Annotated in this window: 16 protein-coding genes; 2 read left to right on the plus strand and 14 right to left on the minus strand. The window is 71.4% G+C overall.

The features are described from left to right. From ACWF94_RS14330 to ACWF94_RS14350, 5 genes are all read right to left on the minus strand, one after another. Positions 1-368, minus strand: a 368-nt coding sequence (locus ACWF94_RS14330; protein ID WP_453487649.1) for an ATP-binding cassette domain-containing protein, incomplete at its 3' end; no start/stop codon positions are given. A gap of 8 nt (positions 369-376) precedes the next feature. Continuing rightward, a complete protein-coding gene (locus tag ACWF94_RS14335; RefSeq protein ID WP_453487650.1) occupies positions 377-1,285 on the minus strand; it encodes an ABC transporter permease in 909 nt (302 codons plus the stop codon). After that, positions 1,278-2,201: an ABC transporter permease gene (locus tag ACWF94_RS14340; protein ID WP_453487651.1), complete on the minus strand. Its 924-nt coding sequence runs from the start codon at positions 2,199-2,201 to the stop codon at positions 1,278-1,280. The genes ACWF94_RS14335 and ACWF94_RS14340 overlap by 8 nt, the downstream gene beginning before the upstream one ends. Beyond that, positions 2,198-3,748 (minus strand): M14 family zinc carboxypeptidase, encoded by a 1,551-nt coding sequence (locus tag ACWF94_RS14345; RefSeq protein WP_453487652.1) that lies wholly within the window; start codon positions 3,746-3,748, stop codon positions 2,198-2,200. Before ACWF94_RS14345 ends, ACWF94_RS14340 begins: the two co-directional genes overlap by 4 nt. 258 nt (positions 3,749-4,006) lie before the next feature. Then, positions 4,007-5,602 (minus strand): peptide ABC transporter substrate-binding protein, encoded by a 1,596-nt coding sequence (locus tag ACWF94_RS14350; protein ID WP_453487653.1) that lies wholly within the window; start codon positions 5,600-5,602, stop codon positions 4,007-4,009. Positions 5,603-5,769: 167 nt separating this feature from the next. On the opposite strand from ACWF94_RS14350, the gene ACWF94_RS14355 reads away from it, so the two are divergent. Then, on the plus strand, positions 5,770-6,753 hold the full coding sequence (locus tag ACWF94_RS14355; protein WP_453487654.1) for a transposase: 984 nt from the start codon (positions 5,770-5,772) through the stop codon (positions 6,751-6,753). Between the two features lie 170 nt (positions 6,754-6,923). On the opposite strand, the gene ACWF94_RS14360 is transcribed toward ACWF94_RS14355, so the two are convergent. The 3 genes from ACWF94_RS14360 to ACWF94_RS14370 form a co-directional block, all read right to left on the minus strand. Further along, positions 6,924-8,240, minus strand: a complete 1,317-nt coding sequence (locus tag ACWF94_RS14360) for a GNAT family N-acetyltransferase (protein WP_453487655.1) — start codon at positions 8,238-8,240, stop codon at positions 6,924-6,926. Then, positions 8,237-8,608, minus strand: a complete 372-nt coding sequence (locus tag ACWF94_RS14365; RefSeq protein WP_453487656.1) for a hypothetical protein — start codon at positions 8,606-8,608, stop codon at positions 8,237-8,239. Before ACWF94_RS14365 ends, ACWF94_RS14360 begins: the two co-directional genes overlap by 4 nt. Positions 8,609-8,847: 239 nt before the next feature. Further along, positions 8,848-8,985 (minus strand): hypothetical protein, encoded by a 138-nt coding sequence (locus ACWF94_RS14370; protein ID WP_453487657.1) that lies wholly within the window; start codon positions 8,983-8,985, stop codon positions 8,848-8,850. A gap of 123 nt (positions 8,986-9,108) precedes the next feature. Here ACWF94_RS14370 and ACWF94_RS14375 point away from each other — a divergent pair, with 123 nt between their 5' ends. Then, positions 9,109-9,552 carry a DUF3093 domain-containing protein gene (locus tag ACWF94_RS14375; protein ID WP_453487658.1) on the plus strand — a complete coding sequence of 148 codons (444 nt, stop codon included), beginning with the start codon at positions 9,109-9,111 and terminating at the stop codon, positions 9,550-9,552. 44 nt (positions 9,553-9,596) lie between these two features. On the opposite strand, the gene pspAB is transcribed toward ACWF94_RS14375, so the two are convergent. From pspAB to ACWF94_RS14405, 6 genes are all read right to left on the minus strand, one after another. Next, complete coding sequence (pspAB, locus tag ACWF94_RS14380) at positions 9,597-10,190, minus strand: PspA-associated protein PspAB (protein WP_453487659.1); 594 nt, start codon at positions 10,188-10,190, stop codon at positions 9,597-9,599. A gap of 53 nt (positions 10,191-10,243) precedes the next feature. Further along, positions 10,244-11,161, minus strand: a complete 918-nt coding sequence (htpX, locus tag ACWF94_RS14385; protein ID WP_453487660.1) for a zinc metalloprotease HtpX — start codon at positions 11,159-11,161, stop codon at positions 10,244-10,246. A gap of 127 nt (positions 11,162-11,288) precedes the next feature. Then, complete coding sequence (locus ACWF94_RS14390) at positions 11,289-12,365, minus strand: FecCD family ABC transporter permease (RefSeq protein WP_453487661.1); 1,077 nt, start codon at positions 12,363-12,365, stop codon at positions 11,289-11,291. Continuing rightward, positions 12,362-13,411, minus strand: a complete 1,050-nt coding sequence (locus ACWF94_RS14395; RefSeq protein WP_453487662.1) for an iron chelate uptake ABC transporter family permease subunit — start codon at positions 13,409-13,411, stop codon at positions 12,362-12,364. The genes ACWF94_RS14390 and ACWF94_RS14395 overlap by 4 nt, the downstream gene beginning before the upstream one ends. Continuing rightward, entirely contained in the window at positions 13,408-14,436 is a 1,029-nt protein-coding gene (locus ACWF94_RS14400; protein ID WP_453487663.1) for an ABC transporter substrate-binding protein, read from the minus strand. Before ACWF94_RS14400 ends, ACWF94_RS14395 begins: the two co-directional genes overlap by 4 nt. 138 nt (positions 14,437-14,574) lie before the next feature. Beyond that, positions 14,575-15,644 (minus strand): ABC transporter ATP-binding protein (locus ACWF94_RS14405; protein ID WP_453487664.1); only part of this gene is annotated, 1,070 nt, incomplete at its 5' end.

Consider the following 15,644-nt stretch of genomic DNA (forward strand, 5'->3'; position numbering starts at 1 on the left):
ACGGTGAGTGTGGGGTTGAGGGCGGACAGGGCGTCCTGGAAGATCATCGCGAGGTGTTTGCCGCGCCGGGCGCGCAGTGCGCCGGGGTCCAGCGTCAGCAGATCCGTGCCGTGGTGGCGGACGCTGCCGCCGACCCGGGCGGTGGCGGCGGGCAGCAGGCCCATCAGCGCCAGCGCGGACAGGCTCTTGCCGGACCCGGACTCGCCGATGAGCGCGAGGGTCTCGCCCTGGCGCAGGGTGAAGGAGACGCCGTGGACCACGCGCCGGGAATCCGGTGTGCCCGCGGTGCGGGACAGCAGATCGACGGTCAGGTCCTCGGCCTCCAGCACGGGCGCCGGTACGGCGGCTGCGCTGTCGTTCGTGGTCATCTCGTGGTTCACCGGCCTCTCGGGTCCAGGGCGTCACGCACGGTGTCGCCGAAGGTGATGAGTACGAAGACGGTGAAGGAGAGGAACAGCCCCGGGAAGATCAGCAGATGCGGGTGGTTCCGGAAGGAGTTCTGCGCGCCCGCGAGCTGAAGTCCCCAGGAGATCGAGGGGGATTGCAGCCCGACACCGAGGAACGTCAGCGCCGCCTCGGCGACGATGACGCCGCCGACGGTGATGGTGGCGAGGACGAGGACCGGGGTGAGGATGTTGGGAATGATGTGCCGGCGGACGATGCCCCAGGGGCCGGAGCCGAGACTGCGGGCCATCACGACATAGTCGGCCTCCCGCACCGACCGGACCGAGGAGCGGACCACCCGGGTCATGGTCGGCCAGCCGAACAGTGCCAGCACGGCGGCCACGGTCGGTATGTCGCGGGTGGTGACGGTGTTGAGGACGACGATCGCGCCGAGCAGGAAGGGGAAGCCGAGGAAGATGTCGGTCAGCCGGGCGACGACGCTGTCCACGATCCGGCCGGCCATTCCGGCGAGGCAGCCGAGGACGAGCGCCACGGCCAGGGCACAGCCGGTGGCGAGGAACCCCACACCGAGCGAGGCGCGTGCTCCGTGGATGACATTCGCGTACAGGTCGCAGCCCTGGACGTCGTAGCCGAAGGGGTGTCCGGCGGACGGGCCCTTCGCACTGTTCGCGAGGTCACAGGCGGTGGGGTCGCCGTTGCCGAACCAGCCCGCGAAGAGACCCGGCGCGGCGGCGAGGAGGATGAGCAGCACCACACAGCCGCCGGTGAGCAGGAACACCGGTCTCCGGCGCAGTTCACGCCATCCGGGGCCGCCACCCCGGGCGGGGGCGGCGTCGGTCGCGGTGTCGTCGGGTGGCGACGCGGTCAGAGTGTCAGTCATGGCGGATCCTCGGGTCCAGGAGGCTGTTGAGGAGGTCGACCAGGACGCTCGCGGCGAGGAAGATCAGGATCAGGGCGGTCGACACCCCCACCACCGTCGGTCCGGCGTGGCCGCGGATGGCCTGGAAGAGGAGCTGGCCGATGCCGGGCAGGTTGAAGACACCCTCGATGATCACGGTGCCGCCGAGGAGATAGCCGAGGTCGACGGCGAGATAGGTGATGGTCGGGATCATGGAGTTGCGCAGCACATGGACGCCGACCACCCTGCGCCGGGTGAGGCCCTTGGCGAACGCGGTGCGGACGTAGTCGGCCCGCAGATTGTCGATGACCTCGGCCCTGACCAGCCGGGACACCGACGCCAGCCCGAAGGCGGCGACACACACCGCCGGCAGAATGTAACTCGTGGGCCAGCCGTCGGTGACCCCGGCGACCGGGAACAGTTCGAACTTCACCCCGAGGACGACCTGTGCCGTGTACGCGAGCACGAACACCGGGACCGAGGTGGCACCGATGGTGAACGCGAGCACCGTGCGGTCCGTCCAGGTGCCCCGGCGCAGCGCCGCGAGCACTCCGAGGCCGATCCCGACGACGGACTCGATGATCCAGGCGGTCAGGGCCAGCTTGATCGTGACGGGCCAGCGGTCGGCCATCTGCTCGGCGACCGGGCGGCCGGTGAAGTCCGTGCCCAGGTCGCCCTGGAACAGTCCGGCCAGGTAGTGGCCGTACTGGACGAGCAACGGGTCGTCCAGGTGGTGCTGTTCGCGCAGGGCCCGTGCCACGCTCGGCGCCAGCGGCCGGTCACCCGCGAGGGCGGCGACGGGGTCGCCGGGCAGCACATAGGTCATCGAGTAGATGACCAGGCTGATGCCGAAGAAGACGACCAGTGCCTCAAGCAGGCGGCGTAGCAGATACGTCATCGTGGTTCCCCGGTGTGGTCCGGGCGGGCGGTGGCGGTCTCGTGATGGGCCGTGGTGCGCGCGTGGCCGGCGGCGGCGGCGCCTGCGGTGCCTCCGTGGCCTGTGGCGGTGCCTGCGGTGCTCTCGTGGCCCGTTTCGGTGCGCGCGTGGTCGGCGGCGGCGAGGAGCACCCCGTACTGGATGCCGGCCAGGGTGGAGATCGCGATGGGTTCGCCGGTGACCGGGTCCGCCTCGCGCTCCCAGATCTCGTACGTGGCGAGCAGTTCCTCGTGGCACCGGCGCACTTCGGGGGTGGCGGTCCCCGCGGCCAGTTCGGCGTTCAGGGCCCGCAGCAGCATGCCGCCGATACGGATGCGGAAGCTGTGCACGCTCGCCTCGCAGTCGAATCTCTCGGCGACCGTCGCGGCCCGCTCGGGCAGGTCGCCGGCGCGGGCCGACTCCTGCGCGGCGACCTCGGTGAGGGAGGGGACGAAGTCGCGCACCGCCCGCAGGAAGGGGGTCGGGATGTTCAGATGAGGGCTCGCCCGGTCGAGGATGTCCGACAGATACGCACCGGTCTCGCCCAGCAGCCGGGCCCGGCGCCCGACCACATCGCCGTACCGCTCATCGGCGGGTGTGTCGTCGTCGGCGTCCGGGTGGCTCCAGTGCGGGACCTCCGTGACGAAGTAGAAGGTGCCGTACCGCTCGGCGTACGCGGCGCTGGACGATCCCGCGATCTTGGCGGCGGCGTCGACGCCGAGCCCTTCGAGGTACTCGTAGGCGTCCTTCATATCGATACAGCCGAAGACGGCCGGGGCATAGCGGGGGGCGTGCGCGGCCTCCGGTTCGCCGGTCGCCAGCGGCAGGCCGAGGGATGCCGGGATCTCGGCGAGGACGCCGTACAACTCGGGGGCCGGGCGGTTCAGGTAGTAGTAGACACCGCCCGACTCACAGTTGTGCAGGGTGGTGAGGAAGCGGGGGCGGACGGTGTCCAGCAGCCGCATCAGCGCCAGCGTCTCGGGCAGGACCCGGTCGAAGTAGGCGTTCTTGTACGCGAAGGGGAAGGTCCATTCGACCTGCTGGTCGCCCGCCGGGCGGTAGAAGTGGCGGCCGTAGGCGCGCTTGTCGGCGGGGGCGGCGAACCAGCCCTCGTTGAGCCGGGCCCCGTCGGGGTCGACACAGGGCACGATGTGCCAGGCGCCGCCGAAGTGGGCACGCAGCTCCGGATCCTCGCACAGGGCGGTGGCGAGGTGCAGCGTCGTCACCGCGCCGACCGGCTCATTGGGATGGACCCCGCCGACGACGACGTATCCGCCGTCCTCCCCGGCGGCGGTGCCGCCCTCGCCCACGGTGAAGCAGTACAGGGGTTCGCCGAGTGTGGAGGTGCCGATCCGCCGCTCGGTCATCAGCCGGGGATGGAGCGCGGCCAGCTCCCGGAACCGGCTGAGGAGTTCGTCCACGGTCGGATAGGCATGGGTCTCCGGGACGGTCTTCGCGTGCTTGACCCAGATGTCGGGTCCCGCCGCGGGGCTGTCGGAGGCAAGGTGTTCGGAAGTCGCGGCTGTCATACGGGTGCGGATCTCCGGGGTAGAAGGGGGAGGCGCCCGGCGCGGAATGCCGGGCCCGGCGCCCGGCCCCTTCGAGCCGGGGCGGCGGGGGCGACGACCGGTGCGGCGTGTACGGGGCACGGGGCACGGGGCCGTTGGAACGGTGCGGCCGGGCGGCTCGGGAGGGCTGCCGGTGACGGAGGGTGAGCCGGTGGCGGGTGGGTCAACCCCTGCGGGAGGGGTAGCCCCTGACGGAACGATCAGCCCGTGACGGATGGGTCAACCTCTGACGGAGACCTGGGTGAGATCGACTTCGGCCGGGCCCACGTTCACCCCGGTCACCCGCTCGGTGGTGGCGTACACATAGCTGCCGTAGAAGAGCGGGATCACCGGGAAGTCCGCGAGGATCGCCTTCTGGGCATCGTTGTAGAGCCGCTGCGCGGCGGTCGGCTCGGTGGCCGCGTCGGCCTGCCTGAGCAGTTTGTCGACGCCCGCGTCGCTGTAGTTGCTGCACATACAGCCGCCGCTCTTGGTGAAGATGCCGTACAGGGTGTTCTGCATACTCGGGTACAGGGCACCCCAGCGGGCGTGCGAGAGTCCGGTGATCTTCTTGCCGATCACCTTCTCGCTGAACTCCGCCCAGTCGGCGGTGGGCACGGCCCGGACCTGGCGGATGCCCAGGTTCTGCCTGAGCTGGTTGGCGACCGCCTTGTACAGCTCGTCCAGACCGAGGCCGCCCGGGTAGGTGATCGTCAGTTCCCCGGACCAGCCGCCGGCCTGATCGAACAGCTTCCTGGCCCCGGCCGGGTCGAAGGCGCAGGCGTCGCACAGGCCCGTCTGCGCGCCGACCTCGGACGGCGGGGTGAGCGAGGTGGCCGGGGTGTAGAGACCACCGTAGATGGCCTTGTTCACGGCGGTACGGTCGATGGCCATGGACATGGCTTTGCGCAGCCGTACGTCCTTGAACCGGTCGCCGAGCAGCGGCAGCGCGATGAACTCCAGCGAGGGCGCTTCGTAGGTGTGCAGCCGGTCCCCGAAGTCGGCCTTGGCCTGGCCGAACTTGCTGACGGGCACGCCGGCCAGATCGGTGTTGCCCGCGAGCGCGTCGGTGTATGCGGTGTTGAGGTCGGTGTAGGACTTGAAGGTGATGGCGGGCGCCTTCGGCTTGGGGCCCTGATACGCGTCATAGGCGGTGACCGTGGCGCCCCCGTTGGGTTTCCAGGCGGCGGTCATCCGGAAGGGGCCGTTGCCGATGGGCTGCTTGTCATACGCTTCGAGGTCCGCGAACGCCGCCTTCGGCAGCGGGTAGAAGCCGGTCTGGCTCGGGGTGAGACGGAGCGGGAACTGACTGTCGGGACTGGAGAGGGTGACTTCCAGGGTCGTGGCGTCGACGACCTTCACCCCCGACAGGGTCTTCGCCGTCGGTTTGCCCTTGGCCGGGTTCAGCGCCGCGTACCCCTCGATGCCCGCGAGCTGGCCGTTGCCGGCCCAGCCGTTGGGTCCGTAGGCGGTGGCGTTCCAGGCATCGGCGTAGCTCTGCGCGGTGACCGCCTCACCGTTGTGGAACTTCCACCCGGGGCGGAGCTTGACGGTCCAGCGCCGGGCGTCCGCGGAGGTCACCGACTCGGCCTGGACGTAACTGACCTTTCCCTTGTCATCGACCCTGACCAGGGGCGCGAAGAGAACGCGGACCTGGTCGTAGCCGATGGTGGTACGGCCGGGAGTGAGATGGTCGGGTTCGCCCGAGGCGACCGAGAATCCCTCGGCCCCCGACGCACCGCCTCCGCCGTCGCCGCCGCCGGAACAGCCGGCCAGGGTCAGTACGAGGGTCAGCGATAGGCTCGCCGAGGCTGTGAACATGGATGATCTGCGCAAGACGACTCCCCGGGGAGAATGGGCGGGCGCCGTGGGCCGGCCCGGGGACGGACCGGGCTGCCGTGTGCTCAATGCGGCGCGTACCGTGATCCTTGGCGGGTTGAGATGCTATGTCAATGCAAAAGTGCGAAACTTTTAGCATGAGATGAAAGTTTACTGGAGGAAGCATGGGCGGCGACGCCGAGGCGGGCACGGCGCACGACACCGACGGGCACGATGAAAGCGACGGGCACCACGACAGCGGTGCGTGGAGCCGGAAGGCGTTCGTGGAGGAGATCGGCCTGGTGTGGGAGGCGGCCGGCAGCGGGCGCATGGACGGCCGGGTGGTCGCGTATCTCCTCATCACCGATGTGCCGTATGTGTCCTCGGCCGAACTCGCCCGTGAGCTGGGGGTGAGCGCCGGTTCGGTCTCCCTCGCGACCCGCCGCCTGGTCGAGGCGGGGTTCATCAGACGGCACCCGGTGCCCGGGAAGCGCAGCCACTACTTCCGCGTCGACGACGATGTGTGGGGCAGCTTCCTGGCGGGTGAACGGCGCCATCTGGACCGGCAGGGACAGCTCGCCGACCAGGCCCTGGCCCTGCTCGGCCCCGAAGAGGAGGCGCCGCGCCGCCGCCTGGCCAATATGCGCGACTACATGCGCTGGATCCGCGGCAGCCACCACGATCTGCTGGCGCAGTGGAAGGCGTACCGCGCCCAGGAGATCGACCCCGCCGACCGGCGGGTCGACATCGCCGGCCGGCCCGGCGGCGCCGTGCCCGCCGACCGGTCCGCCGACACGGTGAGCGCGGTCGCCGAGGAGACCAGGGGCCGTTCCGCCACCGTACTCGGGCCGGTCCTGGCCCGGCGGCTGGTCCCCGACGGGCTGTGGGCCGCCGCCGAACCTCTGCTGCCCGACGGCCCCGGGGACGAGCGGGCGGCCTTCACCGCCGTCGTCTATGTGCTCACCTCCGGCTGCGGCTGGCAGCAACTCCCCGCCCACTTCGGGGTCTCCCACTCCACCGCGCACCGGCGCTTCACCTCCTGGAGCGGGAACGGCTTCTGGCAGCGCTGGCTGGACGCCGTGAGCGAGGCGGACGACGCCGCCGGTATAGCCTGGTGCGGACTGGTCACCGCCGCGGCAGCGGATCGCCGCCCCGGCGGCAGACACTGATCGTCGCGAGCGGGGGCACGGCCCCGGTGGCACGGACACTGCGGGCGCGCGGGCGTCGGTCAGTCAGCCGGTGGGGCCTGGACGCGACAGAGACGGAGATGACGCGGCGAAGGCGGAGTTGGAAGGCCCCTACGGTGCCCCGGGGATCCCCCCGGGGCACCGCGGAGGGGTCAGACGCCGAACGCGGCCGGGTACTGGATGGTGCCCTTGGGTACCGAGCGGGTGTCGTCCAGTGCCATGGCCATCATGGCCTCGTCAGGCACATCGAAGGGTGCCCGGATGCCGAAGCCGGAGGCCGGGGTGAAGCCGAACCGAGGGTAGTAGTCGGCGTGTCCCAGGACGAGGACGAGGTTCTCTCCGGCGGCCCGGGCGGCGGCCAGGCCCGCCCGGATGGCCGCCGAGCCCGCGCCGGTGCGCTGCGCCGATGGCAGCACCGCGCACGGGGCCAGGGCGAGCGCGGGCTCGCCGTCGACATGGCAGCGGGTGAACAGCGCGTGTCCCACCAGAGTGCCGTCGGGGGCCTCGGTGACCATCGACAGGCCGTCGATCCACGCCTTCGGGTCGGCGCGCAGGGCGTCGATGATGCCCGCTTCCTCGGCGGTGGGGAAGGCGGCGAGGCTGATGGCGCGGATGGCCGCGATGTCGTCGGCGGTCTCGGGCCGGGTGGTCCAGGTGGTCATGGCGGTTCCGTTCCTGCTGGTGTCGGTGGTGTTGTCATGGGGGCGGAGGACATAGGCGGCGTAGTCGTAGTCGCTGCCGTGCTCCCGCCGCATGGCGATCTCGGCCCGGGTGCCGGCGACTGCCTCGGGCATGCCGGGCCGCCGTGGGTCCGCTCGGGCGATCCGTTCGGCGAGCGGGGTGTAGTACTCGTCCCACCAGTCGCTTTCGGGCAGCGGCCAGTACGCGTGGACCCGGTAGCCGGCGGCCTGTGCCGAGTCGGCGTTCGCGGCGCGGGTTCGCAGCGGGTAGGCCGCGTCCCAGTAGGCGCGGACCGCGGCGGCCGGGTTGGGCACGGTCCATTCGACCTCGGTGAGGACAAGGACGCCACCGGGCGCGAGCAGGCGGCGCCACACCCGCAGGGCGACATCGAAGCCGATGTTGTAGACGGAGCCCTCGGCCCAGATCACATCGAAGCTGTGATCGGGGAACGGCAGCCGGTCCATCGAGCGGTTGACGACCGTGACCCGGTCGCCCAGGCCCCGGCGGGCCGCCTCGGCGGCCAGGCCGTCCAGGAAGGGCTGGTGCAGGTCGACCGCGGTCACCTGCGCCCCGGCTTCCTCGGCCAGCAGCAGGCCGGCCCGGCCGGGGCCGCACCCCGCGTCCAGCACCCGGGGGCGCCCGGGCAGCGGCCCGGCCATCTCCAGCATGCGCCGGGTGGTGGCGTCCGAGCCGGGACCCTGCCGGGGCAGGTCGTGGTGCAGGGCGAACAACGCCGCCGTCACCGGGTCGGCGCCAGGAGCGTGGTCGGGTGTACCGGTTGTGTTCACAGCTGGCGCTCCCGGAACCGGTAGGTGGCGCGCAGATGCCGCGTGATGTCCTTCTTCGCGGCCTCGCGGTCGGCCCGTAGCCGCGCGTCGGTGCGCGCGGCGGCGTAGGCGTCCTCCCTCAGCAACTGCTGGTAGCCGTCCAGCCGGTGCTTGGGGATCTCACCGGCCGTGACGGCGTCCATCACCGCGCAGTCGGGCTCGCGCCCGTGCTCGCAGTCGGCGAACCGGCAGTCCTGGGTGAGGCGCTCGATCTCGGGGAAGGACCCGTCGGCGGTGCGACGGGGTACGACGGCGTGCTCACACGCCTCGTGTCGGCCGTACTCCGCCTGGAAGTACGGCTGAGCATCGTGGAAAGCGGATGGGGACAACAGTAGAGACCCTTGAACAGGGACCCCGTTGAGCCGCGAAGCTCTGCCCCAGCGAGCCGGGTGGCTCGGGCAGGGGTGAACGTCAGGTCAGACCGGGGCCCGGGATGTGAGGATGGTCCGGCGGGCACTGCACACAGCAGCGGCCTCTACGGCAGTCATCAACTCACCTCCCGTCATCTCGTCGCAGCTGGCCCGGTTGCCTCTGCGGCACGAACGCTACCACGGCCATGCCACGGAGGTCAGCCGAAGCGGCCCGCTGTGCCTTCCACGCCTTCGGCGGCGTCCGTGTCCTCCGCGACATCGGGCCTCTCCGCGCCGTCCGGCCTTTCCGCGCTGTCCGTGTCCTCCGCGCCGTCCGGTCCGACCGCCGTCCCCACGGGACGGGACCGGGGGCGTGCGGCTGACGGCCGATGAGATCCCTGCTGGGCGCGGGAACACCGCTCCGGCCACCCGGCGCACCCGCCTGCGGGGCGCGACGGCCACGGGGGAAGACTGACCGCATGCATCTTTACGAAGAGCGGCTGTCCGTACCGCGTTCCTGGTGGCTGCTGGCGCAACTCGCCGGGGTGGCCCTGGGGTTGGTCTTCCTGCCGTACGGTCCGGTCGCGGCGGTGGTCGCCGCCGCCGTGGCAGCCATCGGCGGTTCGGTGGCCGCGTACGTCTACGGGTCCGTCCGTATCGCCGTCACGCCGGGCACCCTGCTCGTGGGCAAGCACCGTATCCCGGTGGAAGAGCTGGGTCTCGCCGAGATCCTCGACGCCCACGAGGCGTTCGAGTGGCGCACCCGGCGGGCCGACCCGCACGCGCTGCTGCTGATCCGCGGCTATGTCCCCACCGCCCTGCGGATCGAGCTGACCAGCCCGCGCATCCCCGCGCCGTATCTCTATCTCTCCACCCGCCGCCCGATGAACCTCTCCACGATCCTGGCCTTCACCCGGGGCTGAGCCCCCGGCCGGGACCTTCCGCGGCCCCCGGCCGGGTGGCGGGCTCAGATCCCCAGCCCCGGCGCCCCCCAGACGGGGAACCACCGGGCGAGATCCGGCTCGATCCGCAGATCGTCCGTGAGGAGGGCCCTGGCCTGGAGTTCCAGGGCGTTGTCACGCTTCTCCGCCGCGCCGGGCAGCGGTGCGAAGGGGTAGAAGGTGCCGCGCTTGTAGAGATAGACCAGCGCCAGCGCACGGCTGCCCGTGGCCTCGCGGAACGCGATCAGGGAGCAGAGCAGCTGCGGCCCGAAGCCGCCCTCCTCCAGGAGGGTGTTGACCGCGTGCAGATCGTTGACCAGCGATGCCGTGTCGCTGGCCGGCCGGCGGACGAGGAGCCAGGTGTAACCGTACTCGTCCTGGCTGACCTCGACGGGGACACCGCCGCTGCCGGTGCCGGCATCCAGCAGCTCGCGTACGTCCTGCTGGATCCGGGCGAAGGCGCCGCCCTCGACGGTGGCGAAGCAGACCGCGCCGGCGCCGGTGGGGGTGAATCCCGCTCCGGCCTGAAGGGTGATCGCCGCGCCGGGCACCGCGAAGAGCTGGTCGAGGTCGGGGCGCACCGGCTTGCTGCGCCCGAGGATCGTGTCGAGGAGTCCCACAGAACCACCTCCGGCTGTGCAGGGAGTCAGGGATACGGGGGACCGCCGGGTCCTCACGGGCGGGCCAGCCGGGCGGCGATCCCCGCCAGCTGCTCAAGACGCTGCTCCAGCGTCGGGTGCGAGGAGAGCAGCCGCCCCAGGCTCTGGCCCGAGGAGAAGGCGGGCGCGAACCAGAAGGAGTTGTACGGCTCCGCCTTGCGGAGGTCCCGGGTCGGAATCCGCGCCATCTCGCCGGTCACCTTAGTCAGGGCCGAGGCGAGCGCTGACGGGCGGCCGGTCAGCAGGGCGGCGGCACGGTCGGCGGCGAGTTCCCGGTAGCGCGAGAGCAGCCTGGTCAGCAGGAAGCTGACGACGTACACCGCCGCGCTGACCAGCGGAATCAGGGCCACCGCGATCGCGGTGTTGCTGTTGTCGCGCCCGGCCCTGCCGAGCCCCCCGTACAGCCCGATACGGGTCATCACACCGGCCAGGACACCGAGGAACGACGCGATCGTCATCACCGCGACATCGCGGTGGGCGACATGCGACAGCTCGTGGGCGAGAACGCCCTCCAGTTCCTCGGGCTCCAGCCTGCGGAGCAGGCCCGTGGTGGCGCAGACCAGGGCCGTCTTCTGGCTGCGGCCGGTGGCGAAGGCGTTCGGCACATCGCTCTCGGCGATCGCGACCCGCGGTTTGGGCAGGTCGGCGAGGGCGCAGACCCGGTCCACGGTGCCGTGCAGTTCGGGTGCCTGCTCGGGGGTGACCTCCCGCGCGCCCATGCCATGGGCGGCGATCCGGTCACTGAACCAGAACTGCGCGATGAACAGAGCGCCCGCGACCAGCAGAATGATCGGCCAGGCGCCCTTCAGGAGCGCGAGGAGAACGCCCACGAAGACGACGTACAGCAGCCCGATGAGGAACATCGTCGTCACCATGCGGGTGGTGAGCCCCCGGTCCGGGGCGTATCGGGAGCGGGATCGTTTCGCAGGCATCTGATCACCTCGGGGCAGCCGTTTCGCCCCCCTCACTCGATTGTGCACCTCCCCGGGTCCCGGCCGCGGGCCCGTCGGCCGGCGGTGCCGGGGACCAGGGCCGGTCCGTGCGCGTCACGGCCCCGTTTCACCCACGGCGCCGCTGTTCGTGGATGAGCAGCCATACGAGATAGGCGCCCCCGGCGACAACCGTGACGACGCCGACCGGCAGGACCTGGGGCAGCAGGTGCTGCGCGGCGTGATCGGCGACGGCCAGCAGCAGCGCACCGGTCAGCGCCGAGGCGGTGAGGGTGACTCCCGGACCCCGGGTGAGGCGGCGGGCGATCTGCGGTGCCGCGAGGGCGATGAACGTGATCGGTCCCGCCGCGGCGGTGATGGCGGCGGTGATCACCACGCCGGTCAGCAGCAGGAACAGTCTGCTGCGTTCCACGCGGACGCCGAGCGCGTGTGCGGTGTCGTCCCCCATCTCCAGGATGCGCATCGCGGGCTGGAACCCCCCGGCGACGATCAGCAGGGCGAGCGTGGCGAGAGCGGCCGGAGCGACCCGGTCCCAGGTGATGCCGTTGAGTGACCCGGCACCCCAGGTGGCCGCGGCGATGGCCGTCTCCAGCTGGGCGCGCAGCAGCATCCAGGTGTTGGCCGCCGTGAGCATCGCCGAGATCCCGATGCCGACGACGATCAGCCGGAATCCCTGGATGCCGCCGCGATAGGCGAGCAGATAGACCGCGACCGCCGTGCTCAGGCCCCCGGTCAGGGCTCCCACGGCCACCTGGAGACAGCCGCCCCCGATGCCGGTGATCACGATCAGCGCGCCGGTGTAGGCGCCGCTGGAGAACCCGATGATGTCGGGGCTCGCCAGGGGGTTCCTGGTCAGCGACTGGAAGATCGCGCCGGCCACTGCCAGACCGGCGCCGAAGACCACGGCTGCGACCGCGCGGGGCAGTCGCCAGGTGACGACGACGGTGCGGGTGATGCCGTCCCCGTTGCCGGTGAGGGCCGCGACGACCTCGGTGACCCCGAGTTGGAGAGCGCCCGTCGTGAGCGACCACAGGAGAACCCCGCCGCACAGCGGAAGGAGCGACAGAGCGACGATCGCGGCTCTGCGGTCCCAGCGGATCGCCACCGGGCCCCGGCGGATGACGGCGACGGGCCGGCCGGAGCCGATCCCCTTCCGGTGGGCCCCGGGGGTGTCGGATGTGCTCACAGTCCGCTCGCCCGACTGCGTCGGATCAGCAGAATCAGGACAGGGGCCCCGACGAAGGCGGTGACGATGCCCACCGGTACCTCGCCGGGTGAGGTCGCGACCCGGCCGATCACATCGGCGAGCAGGAGCAGGGTGGGTGCGAGGACGATCGCGTAGGGGAGAATCCACCGCTGGTCGGGGCCTGTGGTCCACCGCGCTGTGTGAGGGATCATCAGACCGATGAACGCGACCGGCCCGGCGATCGCGGTCGCCGTTCCGGCGAGCAGCGTGACGGCGGTGATCACGAGGGCGCGGGTGCGGTTCACCCGCACCCCCAGGGACGCGGCGAGCTGGTCGCCGAGGGCGATTCCGTTCAGGGACCGCGCGGACACGAGGGCGAGCAGCAGTCCGGCGGCCACGAACGGCAGGGCGGGGAGCAGCACATCCGAGCCTCGGCCGACCAGTGTGCCCGCGTTCCAGCCGCGCATGTGGTCGAACGTACGGGGCTGGAGGAGCATCATCGCCGATGTGACGCCCACCAGTACGGCGCCCATCGCGACCCCGGCCAGTGTGAGCCGGACCGGGTCGGCGGCGCCCCGGCCGGCCGATCCGATCAGATAGACCGCGAGTGTCGCCGCCAGCGCGCCGGCGAACGCGAACCACAGATATCCGCCGACCGTGCCGGCGCCGAACACGGCGATGCCGATCGCGACGGACAACGCGGCCCCGGCGTTCACCCCCAGCAGCCCCGGATCGGCCAGGGGGTTGCGGGTCAGCGCCTGGATCAGGGCGCCCGATGCCCCGAGGGCGGTCCCGACGAGCAGCCCGGCGGCCGTGCGCGGCAGCCGGAGGTCGCGCACGATGCGGTGCTCGTTCGACCCGTCGAAGCCGGTGAGCGCGTCGGCGACCGTCGAGAGCGCGATCGGCTTCGCCCCGACCGTGACGCTCAGGACCGCCACGGCCATCAGGACGACGGTCGCGACGAGCAGCCAGAGGGTCCGGGCCGGCTCGGCCCCGGCGTGGTCCGCGCCTGTCCCGGGCGGGCGGTTGGTGAGGGCCCGGCTCATGGGACCTGGGCCGCCCTCGACCACAGGGCCGGTACGTCGTCGAAGGTGGCGGGCGGTGTCCGGTCGATCAGGACGGCCTCCACATCGTGCAGGATCCACCACACGCCGAGCAGGTCGTCGCTGTACCAGCCGGAGAACTCCACCTCAGCGGTGGTCGCACCCGAGGTGTCGAGCAGGGGGTTGTCGAGCACGGACTGCCCCTTGCTGTAGATGCGGTCGACCAGCGCGATCATGATGTCGGCCCGGTGGTGTTCGAGTTTCTCCTCGGAGACCTCGATGAATCCCCAGGCGGACGTGCCGGACTGCGCCTTGGGACGGCTCAGTCCCAGCTGGGTCAGCAGTGCGCTGAGCTGGGTGCCGCTGTCGTAGGCGTAGAACACGGTCGGATACTTCTGCAGGACGGACACCGTCTGCCCGGCGCGGCCCGCGTCATCGATCCTCGCGGCCAGCGCGGTGGACGCCGCGTCGATGCGGCGGACGGCCTCGGCGGCCTCGGCGGTGTGTCCCGTCATCGCGCCGATCAGCTTCGTCTGCGTCTCGATCCCGGACCCGTCCTTGATGAGCACGACAGGGGCGATCTCTTCGAGCTGTTCGAGCAGGGCGCGGTGATCGGGGTGGTCGATCCCGACGATCAGGGCCGGCCCGGCAGCGGCGACCAGTTCGGGCTGGTGCGCCTCGACGATCTCCACCCCCGCGGCGGCGGCGACCTCCTCACGGGCCTCCTGTCCCTTGTGGGTGCGGGCGGCGTGATCCGGTACGGCGCCGACGGCCATGAGGTTCAACGCCGTGAACACGTCCAGCGCCCAGATGTCGTTGTCGGTCACGGGTACGTCGATCCGGCCGTTCGCGGCCGACACCGTTGTTCTGTTCGCCGGACCGCCGTCCGGGTTCTCCCGGCTGCCGGAGCCGGAGCCGGAGCCGGTACCGGAGCCGCATCCGCTCAGGAACAGGATCGCGGCCAGGAGTCCGGCCCACAGCCCTCTCAGGGGGATTCGGCGGAGTGGGTGTGTCCGATGGGTCGTCACTGGATTCCTTACTGGATTCCTTGACCGCGGCTCATGGCCGGGTGTGAGTGTCGTCCGAGCGGCATCAGGGCTGGTCGCACCAGCACGATGGGCAGCAGGCGCGGTTTCACGATGGCCGGCCTTTCCCTGGCGGGTGAGTCATCCGTGGCCGGCGATGTGCCAGTGCCGCGTCCGCTCGTACTGCCGGCTGAGGCGGGCGAAGGCCCCGTCCGCGCGCAGCAGTTCCTCGGGTGTGCCGGACTCCGTGACCTGGCCGCCGTCGAGCGAGACCACATGATCCGCCGCGGCCAGTGTGGCGGGCCGGTGGGCGATCACGATCACCGTGCGGCCGGGGTCGGCGCCGAGGTTGGCGATGGCCTGGGTGATCGCGGCCTCGTTCTCGGGATCGAGCGCGGAACTGGCCTCGTCGACGAGCACGACGCGGGCCCGCTTGAGCATCGCCCGGGCGATCGCGACGCGCTGCCGTTCGCCGCCCGACAACTGGGCGCCGGCCTCGCCCACGCGGGTGCTCCAGCCGTCCGGCAGGCGCTCGATCACCTCATCGAGCCGCGCCGCTGCGGCCACCTCCGTGAGTTCGTCCCAGGTCGCCTCCGGGTGCGCCAGGCGCAGATTGTTCTCGATGGTGTCGTCGAACAGATAGACGTCCTGGAAGACGATGGCGATCTCGTCGAGGAGGGCGCCCGGATCGAGTTCGCGGACGTCGGTGCCACCGACGCGCACCTGCCCCGTGTCGACGTCGAAGAACCGGGCGATGAGGCGGGTCACCGTCGTCTTCCCGGAGCCGGAGGGACCGACCAGCGCGGTGGTGGTGCCCGGCCGGCAGTGCAGCGACACATCGCTCAGCGCGGGGGCGTCGCCGCCCGGGTAGGTGAAGCCGACGTGCGAGAACTCGACGTCGGCCGTGGCGATCCCGCTCACCGGGTCGGCCCGCACGGGCAGCGCGGGAGTGGCCAGCAGCTCCTCGATCCGCCCGATCTTGTTCGTCATCGCGCGCAGCGCACCGATGAGGTCGATGAGGCGGGCGAGCGGCTCCAGGAAGCGGGCGGCCAGGACGAGCAGCGCGATGGCCGTGGCGACCTCGACGCGCTCGCTGAGCACCAGTTCGGCGGCCAGCGCGAGGACCGCGACGAACCCGCCCACGATCACGCCGGTGTACACGAAGAACGGCCGCCGCGCGCGGCGCATGCCGTCCCGGTAGGTCTCGCGGT

It is taken from the genome of Streptomyces sp. NPDC055078, assembly GCF_053607985.1.

Coding starts and splice junctions, on each gene's coding strand:
- ACWF94_RS14395 (WP_453487662.1), bottom strand. CDS start 13,411: ATGAGCCGGGCCCTCACCAACCGCCCGCCCGGGACAGGCGCGGACCAC.
- ACWF94_RS14375 (WP_453487658.1), top strand. CDS start 9,109: ATGCATCTTTACGAAGAGCGGCTGTCCGTACCGCGTTCCTGGTGGCTG.
- htpX (WP_453487660.1), bottom strand. CDS start 11,161: ATGCCTGCGAAACGATCCCGCTCCCGATACGCCCCGGACCGGGGGCTC.
- ACWF94_RS14355 (WP_453487654.1), top strand. CDS start 5,770: ATGGGCGGCGACGCCGAGGCGGGCACGGCGCACGACACCGACGGGCAC.
- ACWF94_RS14340 (WP_453487651.1), bottom strand. CDS start 2,201: ATGACGTATCTGCTACGCCGCCTGCTTGAGGCACTGGTCGTCTTCTTC.
- ACWF94_RS14345 (WP_453487652.1), bottom strand. CDS start 3,748: ATGACAGCCGCGACTTCCGAACACCTTGCCTCCGACAGCCCCGCGGCG.
- ACWF94_RS14335 (WP_453487650.1), bottom strand. CDS start 1,285: ATGACTGACACTCTGACCGCGTCGCCACCCGACGACACCGCGACCGAC.